Below are 7609 nucleotides of genomic sequence, written 5' to 3'. Positions count from 1 at the left end.
AAAATTAGAGGTGAAAGATGTCTTACGAGAATTTATTAAAACGTTTTTTAACGTATGTTAAAGTCAATACGCGTAGTAATCCGAACAGCACAACAGTGCCGTCAACGCAATCCCAAGTGGATTTTGCTTTGAACGTGCTAAAACCTGAAATGGAAGCTGTTGGTTTGCAAGATGTGCATTATTTGCCTAATGGCTACTTGGTTGGAACATTGCCTGCCAATGATGCGACTAAAACCCGTAAAATTGGGTTTATTGCACATATGGATACGGCTGATTTCAATGCTGAAGGGGTTAACCCGCAAGTGATTGATAACTATGTTGGTGGATCTATTGAACTTGGCCAATCAGGTTACACACTAGACCCAGCAGAATTTCCAAATCTTAATAACTACCTTGGTCAAACCTTGGTGACAACTGATGGGACAACTTTGCTAGGCTCTGATGACAAATCAGGGATTGCTGAAATTATGACAGCAATTGAGTATTTGGTGGCTCATCCTGAAATCAAACACGGGGAAATTCGTGTTGGTTTTGGTCCAGATGAAGAAATCGGTGTTGGTGCTAATCATTTTGATGTGGATGATTTTGATGTGGATTTTGCCTACACCGTTGATGGTGGTCCACTTGGTGAATTGCAATACGAAACCTTTAGCGCAGCAGCTTTAGAAGTTGATTTTAAAGGGCGTAATGTTCACCCAGGAACGGCTAAAAACCAAATGATTAATGCTTTGCAATTAGCTATTGATTTCCATAATCAATTGCCAGAAGCTGACCGTCCTGAAAATACGGAAGGATATGAAGGCTTCTTCCATCTTCACGGAATGGAAGGAACAGTTGATGAAGCGCATAGTTCCTATATTATCCGCGATTTTGAAGATGCTTCTTTTAAAGGGCGTAAGGCTCTCGTACAAGAGATTGCGGACAAGATGAATAAAGCCCTCAGCAAAGAATGTGTTTTTGTTCATTTGAATGACCAATATTACAACATGAAAAAAGTCATTGAAAAGGATATGACACCAATTGAATTAGCCAAAGAGGTCATGGAAGATTTGAACATCAAACCTGTTATTGAGCCAATTCGTGGTGGAACAGACGGTTCAAAAATTTCATTTATGGGCATTCCAACACCAAACTTGTTTGCTGGTGGTGAAAACATGCATGGTCGTTTTGAATTCGTCAGTCTTCAAACAATGGAAAAAGCAGTTGATGTGATTATTGGGATTGTCCGAAAATAAGCTCATTTAAGCGTTGCATAAGCATTAGTTGATAAAATCAAACGGTGGAGGAACATTGTGATTAAAATCTTTGGAAAGATGCGATACCATTGGCAACCTGAATTATCATGGCTGATTACGTATTGGTCAATTGCTCTTGCGCCGATGTTTATTGCATTCTCATTGTTATTTGAACGAACTAAAATACCCAACCATTTCTTTGTATTGTTTGCGACTTTTGTGATTCTAGTTGGGCTAGGTTTTCACCGCTATTTCATCATTGAAGATGATGGAAAATTAAGAATTGTGGCCTTAAATCCATTTAGACGTTCAAGAGTAGCGATAGCGCAAATTCAAACGATTGAGGTTAATAAATCTGGTATTGTGATGAAAATCAAAAACCAACCCGATCGTATCTTTTATATGCGAAAATGGCCGAAAAAATACTTCTTAGATGCTTTAGTGTTACGTCCAGAGTTTGCTGGCGAGGTCGTTTTAACAGATAATTTGATTAAGTTGGATTATTTTGAAGCTTACCATAATGAGACAAAAGCTCCTACGAAATAGTAAGAGCTTTTGTCGGGCAGTTTTTAACGGCTGTTATGGTATCAACATCTGTGCTAGGAATAACTTTTTCTAAGCTATCAGAATCAGTAAACTTAACAATGCCATCGTCGTGGTAGTCAAATACCGAAGAATAGGTCTGACATAATCCGCAGGCGATACATTGTTTTGGTATTATTTGTACTTTCATAGTATTATTGTAATATGAATTGATTGATTTAACAAGGGGACATTATGACAAAACAACCATGGGAAGAAAAAGTCGTAGAGGATAAAGACCAATCTGCTAATCGTAAAACAAAGGGCTCAGTAGTGAGCACACCTTTGTTGACCGGTTTGCTTAGTGTGTTCTTTGTGATCATTGTGGCTATTTTATTTGTTGTCTTTTACACTTCAAATCGAAGTGGTGACAAGGTATCTGAAACCTCTAATTTTTACGGGGCTTCTACAAGCAGCAGTGTCAGCACGTCATCAAGCACTGAAACATCAGAAACAACTTCTGAGGAAACACCTTCAGAAAGTGATTCGACCTCAGAGGCGCCAGCTGAGAGCACAGAAGAAACACCAGCGACTAGCCAAAGTACAGATACAACGCCTTCTTCATCAAGTACAGATACGTCTAGCAACGGTGGGACTATTACCGTATTGCCAGGTGAAGGAGCTGCATCTATTGCCGCACGTGCTGGTATTTCAGTCGACACGCTTTACCAACTCAATCCAAGTCACATGACATCAGGTTACTGGTATGCTAACCCAGGTGATGTCGTTAACGTTAACTAAGAAAGACAGAGGAATATGAAATCAATTAGAATTGCGATTGATGGTCCTGCTTCAAGTGGAAAGAGTACAGTAGCCAAGATTTTAGCACATAATCTTGGCTATACTTATCTAGATACTGGGGCTATGTACCGTTCAGCTACTTATCTCGCTTTGAAAAACAATCTTCAAATAGATGATGTGCAGGGCATTTTAAAAGCCTTGTCTGACAATCCGATCTCTTTTGGACGTGCCAAAGATGGTAGCCAAACCGTTTTTGTTGGTCAGACAGAAGTCACACATGCCATTCGTGACAATGATGTGACGGCTAATGTGTCACATATTGCAGCTATTCCAGAAATTCGTGAAGAATTAGTTGAGCAGCAGCGTCGTATTGCCAAAGACGGCGCCATTATTATGGATGGTCGTGATATTGGGACAGTTGTCTTGCCTGATGCAGAATTGAAAATCTTTTTAATTGCGTCAGTGGAAGAACGTGCTCAACGTCGTTTCAAAGAAAATCAAGAGCGAGGAATTGCGACCGATTTTGAAACTTTGAAAAAAGAGATTGCAGAGCGGGATTATAAGGACAGTCATCGTGAGGTTTCTCCTTTGAAACCAGCTTCTGATGCCATTACATTTGACACGACAGGTGTTGACATTGATGGTGTTGTCGCATTTATTCAAGAAAAAGCAGAGAAAATGATTGACATGGCTTAACATTCGTGCTATAATTTAAAACAATGAGAAAAGCAGAAGTGAGAACTTCTCGCCTTGCGACTACGGTTGTCTGGCCCAACATGTCAAACATTCCTTATGGAATATTACGTGTGTGCGGGCTTGTTTCTCAAGTCCGTTTCGTTTTTCTCTAAAAAAATAAAGAGGTGAAGATCATAGCTAAGAAAGATCTATTCATTAACGATGAAATCCGCGTTCGCGAAGTTCGTCTCGTTGGTCTTGATGGTGAACAGTTAGGAATTAAACCATTATCAGAAGCTCAAGCAATTGCTGATGATGCTAATGTGGATTTGGTTTTAATTCAACCACAAGCTACGCCACCTGTTGCAAAAATTATGGACTATGGAAAGTTCAAATTTGAGTATCAAAAGAAACGTAAGGAACAACGTAAAAAACAAAGCGTTGTGACTGTGAAAGAGGTTCGTCTTAGCCCAGTTATCGATAAAGGTGACTTTGAGACTAAACTTCGTAACGGCCGTAAATTCCTTGAAAAAGGAAATAAGGTCAAGGTCTCTATTCGCTTTAGAGGTCGTATGATTACTCACAAAGAAATTGGAGCAAAGGTATTGGCGGAATTTGCAGAAAGAACGCAAGACATTGCTATTATTGAGCAAAGAGCTAAGATGGATGGACGCCAAATGTTCATGCAGCTTGCACCAATTTCTGACAAAAAATAATTGTCAATTTTAAACTATTTTAAGAGGAGAATTTTTAAAATGCCAAAACAAAAAACACACCGTGCATCAGCTAAACGTTTCAAACGTACAGGTTCTGGTGGATTGAAACGCTTCCGCGCCTTCACATCACACCGTTTCCACGGTAAAACTAAAAAACAACGTCGTCATCTTCGCAAAGCCGCTATGGTGCACTCAGGAGATTTCAAACGTATTAAAGCAATGCTTTCAGGTCTTAAATAAGTCTAAAGCATTTACTCAATATTATTAAGAATTATTTGGAGGAGAATATAAATGGCTCGTGTTAAGGGTGGCGTTGTATCACGCAAACGTCGTAAACGTGTATTGAAACTTGCTAAAGGTTACTATGGTGCAAAACATATCTTGTTCCGTACTGCAAAAGAACAAGTAATGAATTCTTACTACTATGCATACCGTGACCGTCGTCAGAAGAAACGTCAATTCCGCGCTTTGTGGATTGCACGTATCAATGCTGGTGCACGTCAAAACGGTTTGTCATACAGCCGCATGATTTCTGGCTTGAAAAAAGCTCAAGTAATCATTGACCGTCGCGTTCTTGCTGACATCGCTATGCATGACGCAGTTGCGTTTGCTGCGATTGCTCAAAAAGCAAAAGATGCGTTGGCTGCATAAGTCTTTATGACTTGAAAAAAGACCGCCATTTGGCGGTCTTTTTTTGCCTGAAAAATGGGAAATAGCTAATGCGCGATTTTCGTGAAATATGGTCGCCCATCGATCAGACTAAAAAAAGTTAAGTTTGCGAATAACGACACCGATACTATTTCAGAAAAATGGGCTGAAACTAATACTGTAATCTGCTTGAATTTAACCTTTTATTCCCATCTTTACTGAGCAATAAAAAGAGCATTATCTCGAGCGCTGAGTAAAAAATAATTGCGGTTAAATTCAAATAATCGAAAAAATATCAAACCCTGGTTGAGTTGAGATTCAATTGTTTGATGAATGATCAAAACTCATCGCGAAAACCGACAGCATTATTTCAAGCTCATCTCTGCTGTCGAATATCAATATATCCACTGGATTCGGCTAAGTTTTATCCAAGAAGTTAATATTTTCTTGCTGAAATCTTAAAGACCAAAATAGTAGCCAATCAGACAGATAATCACGGTAATCACAATCAAGGTCAGTACATTTGCAGAATTAGATTTGCCCGGATCTTGAGGTTTTTCCGCTTTAGATATTTTGGGCGAACGGTGTTCGGTACTCATACCCACAAATGGGTCAGGCGCAACTTTTGGGGTGAGCTGTGCAGTTTTATAGTGGTTGGCAACTTTGCTGATGAATTTGGCACTTAAATCATCAATTTTTTGTGAAAAGTGGCGTAAATTGAGCTGCTGATCTGGGCTCAGGACTTCACCATCTGACGTATAGGGATGTTGAATTTTAGTTTGAATAAACTCATTTAAGGCATCTAGCCGGTATAAAGTCTGATGCGCATAATCAGCTGAATAGTCGGTTGGAATCAGGGCCAAATGACTTTCTGTATCTGCCTGAATTGCCGGTATCGTGCCGTAGTATGGAAGATTGGTATACGCCGGTTCTATAAAATCTTGAGCTAGGCTGCTTTCAAATAACTCATAATTGGTATAAGCCTGGATATCGTCCCAGTTCGGTGCTTCCAGATCTGTGTCAATACGCTTGGCCAGTTTGGGATTCAGCTCATAACACCAGAATGTTTCATGACGTAAAGGGGATTGCTGCGATTTAGGCGCTTCGTAATCATTGTCTGCGCTATACCATTCCGGCAATTCTTTGCCAATAATCCAGGCAGTTTTGGCTTTGGCACCATGGCTGACGATAAAATGCGCCAGAGGTAGCAGCTCGACATTGGCATTCGGATTTTTTTCATCAACCAGTAAATCCGAGCGATGCAAGCTCAGTCGGCGAACCCCTTGTTTTTTCAGTCCTTCCAGCCAAATCTGAAAATGCTGGGCCAATAGGTGCTGTGACATCAGATCCCGGAAGGCAAACTGATGCTGATTAAAAATGGAATGTTGAATCCAACGATTGAAACTCAGGTCCTGAGTCAGATACTCATTGCCATAAGTGACCAAGGTCAGCTGCTGTTTCCAAATTTGATCGAGTGCCATAGTGATTTGATCTGATTGATATTGTGTTTATCTTATACTTTTTATATTTAATCATGCCAATCTAATTTTCCTTAAAACGTATCTTCATCAAAGTGTCTAAAAACTGTTAGAATGTGGGGTTTTAAAATATTTTTTAACCTGTTGCTTTGAGAGTTACTATGTCACTGGAAGCCCTGACCACTGAAGCGCTCGCTGCGATTGCAGCAGCAGAAGACCTTGCTGCACTTGATCAAGTACGAGTGCAATTTACGGGGAAAAAAAGCCAGCTCGCGGAACAATCTAAGTCGCTTGGTAAAATGGATCCTGAACAACGTAAAGTCTTCGGTGCACAAATCCATGCTGTACGCGAAGCCATTACCGCTGCATTAACATCACGTCAAGCTGAACTGCATAAAGCGGCTTTAGAACAAAAATTGGCAAGCGAAACCATTGATATTACCTTGCCAGGTCGTGGTCAACAGGTGGGCAGTATCCACCCTGTGACCCAGGTACAAGAGCGTATTTGTCAGTTCTTTACCAAAGCCGGTTTTACGGTGGCCACTGGTCCTGAAGTTGAAGATGACTATCATAACTTTGAAGCGCTGAATATTCCGGGGCATCACCCGGCGCGTGCCATGCATGACACCTTTTACTTCGATGTAAATCATTTGCTACGTACGCATACGTCTGGTGTACAGATCCGTACGATGGAAACACAACAGCCACCGATCCAGATCGTGTGTCCGGGCCGTGTCTATCGTTGTGACTCGGATCAAACCCATTCGCCAATGTTCCATCAGATCGAAGGTTTGTATGTGGCTGAAAATACCAGCTTCGCAGAACTGAAAGGTTTGTTGATTAACCTGCTGAATGAATTCTTCGAAAAAGATTTGAAAGTACGCTTCCGTCCATCTTATTTCCCGTTCACTGAGCCGAGTGCTGAAGTGGATATCATGGATGAACGCGGTCGCTGGTTAGAAGTTTTGGGCTGCGGTATGGTGCATCCAAATGTGCTACAAGCTGCCGGCATTGACCCTGAGAAATACAAAGGTTTTGCTTTCGGACTGGGCGTAGAACGTTTTGCGATGTTGCGCTACGGTGTGAACGACTTACGTATGTTCTTCCAGAATGATGTGCGTTTCTTACGCCAGTTTGCTTAAAACTTTTTATTTAATCCTCTCCTAACCTCTCCTTTAAGAAAGGAGAGGGACTCCACCAAATAAATGGGGTTCTCCCCCTTAGAAAAGGGGGAGTCAGAGGGGGATTCTAGAGATTTGAATTACAGGTTTTATATCAATGAAAATTAGCGAAAATTGGCTACGCACATGGGTCAACCCAGCCATCGATAGCGACAAACTTTCTGATCAATTGACCATGTTGGGTCTTGAAGTCGATGAACTTGCACCTGCAGCAAAAGCATTTACAGGCGTAGTGGTTGGTGAAGTTCTGACAGTAGAACAGCATCCGGATGCAGACCGTTTACGTGTGACCACTGTGAATATCGGTACAGCTGAGCCATTACAAATCGTCTGTGGCGCGCCAAACGTACGTG

General features: G+C 41.0%; 10 protein-coding genes, 1 pseudogene and 1 other annotated feature. Of the genes and pseudogenes, 9 read left to right on the top strand and 2 right to left on the bottom strand.

Going from position 1 to position 7609, the window contains the following annotated elements; all coding sequences use genetic code 11:
* Window positions 1-17: 17 nt before the first annotated feature.
* Both pepT and B3R79_RS04805 read left to right on the top strand, forming a co-directional pair.
* Window positions 18-1235: a peptidase T gene (pepT, locus tag B3R79_RS04810; protein ID WP_154454704.1), complete on the top strand. Its 1218-nt coding sequence runs from the start codon at window positions 18-20 to the stop codon at window positions 1233-1235.
* A 57-nt stretch (window positions 1236-1292) separates the two neighbouring features.
* On the top strand, window positions 1293-1781 hold the full coding sequence (locus tag B3R79_RS04805) for an EbsA family protein (protein WP_167829271.1): 489 nt from the start codon (window positions 1293-1295) through the stop codon (window positions 1779-1781).
* Here B3R79_RS04805 and B3R79_RS04800 read toward each other — a convergent pair.
* The gene (locus B3R79_RS04800; protein ID WP_154454705.1) at window positions 1771-1968 is read right to left on the bottom strand and encodes a ferredoxin; all 198 of its coding nucleotides are present in this window, start codon (window positions 1966-1968) and stop codon (window positions 1771-1773) included. The genes B3R79_RS04805 and B3R79_RS04800 overlap by 11 nt on opposite strands.
* Window positions 1969-2012: 44 nt before the next feature.
* Here B3R79_RS04800 and B3R79_RS04795 point away from each other — a divergent pair, with 44 nt between their 5' ends.
* The 5 genes from B3R79_RS04795 (at window position 2013) to rplT (ending at window position 4600) form a co-directional block, all read left to right on the top strand.
* Window positions 2013-2558 carry an SAG1386/EF1546 family surface-associated protein gene (locus tag B3R79_RS04795; RefSeq protein WP_154454706.1) on the top strand — a complete coding sequence of 182 codons (546 nt, stop codon included), beginning with the start codon at window positions 2013-2015 and terminating at the stop codon, window positions 2556-2558.
* Between the two features lie 15 nt (window positions 2559-2573).
* Window positions 2574-3254, top strand: coding sequence for a (d)CMP kinase (gene cmk / locus B3R79_RS04790; protein WP_293694060.1), 681 nt, complete (start codon window positions 2574-2576; stop codon window positions 3252-3254).
* A gap of 24 nt (window positions 3255-3278) precedes the next feature.
* Window positions 3279-3405, top strand: a sequence feature (ribosomal protein L20 leader region).
* 13 nt (window positions 3406-3418) lie between these two features.
* Complete coding sequence (infC, locus tag B3R79_RS04785; RefSeq protein ID WP_167829272.1) at window positions 3419-3949, top strand: translation initiation factor IF-3; 531 nt, start codon at window positions 3419-3421, stop codon at window positions 3947-3949.
* A gap of 39 nt (window positions 3950-3988) precedes the next feature.
* Window positions 3989-4189: a 50S ribosomal protein L35 gene (rpmI, locus tag B3R79_RS04780; protein WP_003065422.1), complete on the top strand. Its 201-nt coding sequence runs from the start codon at window positions 3989-3991 to the stop codon at window positions 4187-4189.
* Window positions 4190-4240: 51 nt separating this feature from the next.
* Entirely contained in the window at window positions 4241-4600 is a 360-nt protein-coding gene (rplT, locus tag B3R79_RS04775) for a 50S ribosomal protein L20 (RefSeq protein WP_293694058.1), read from the top strand.
* A gap of 455 nt (window positions 4601-5055) precedes the next feature.
* Here the strand turns inward: rplT and B3R79_RS04770 are convergent, their stop codons facing one another.
* Window positions 5056-6078 carry a hypothetical protein gene (locus B3R79_RS04770; protein ID WP_100534580.1) on the bottom strand — a complete coding sequence of 341 codons (1023 nt, stop codon included), beginning with the start codon at window positions 6076-6078 and terminating at the stop codon, window positions 5056-5058.
* Between the two features lie 158 nt (window positions 6079-6236).
* Here B3R79_RS04770 and pheS point away from each other — a divergent pair, with 158 nt between their 5' ends.
* Window positions 6237-7217 carry a phenylalanine--tRNA ligase subunit alpha gene (pheS, locus tag B3R79_RS04765; protein ID WP_005095803.1) on the top strand — a complete coding sequence of 327 codons (981 nt, stop codon included), beginning with the start codon at window positions 6237-6239 and terminating at the stop codon, window positions 7215-7217.
* Between the two features lie 136 nt (window positions 7218-7353).
* Window positions 7354-7609, top strand: a pseudogene (locus B3R79_RS04760) (phenylalanine--tRNA ligase subunit beta); the annotation flags it as partial.

This window comes from Streptococcus sp. UBA3373, assembly GCF_002360305.1.
GTDB classification, from domain to species: domain Bacteria; phylum Bacillota; class Bacilli; order Lactobacillales; family Streptococcaceae; genus Streptococcus; species Streptococcus alactolyticus.
This window is presented reverse-complemented; position numbering and strand designations above follow the sequence as displayed.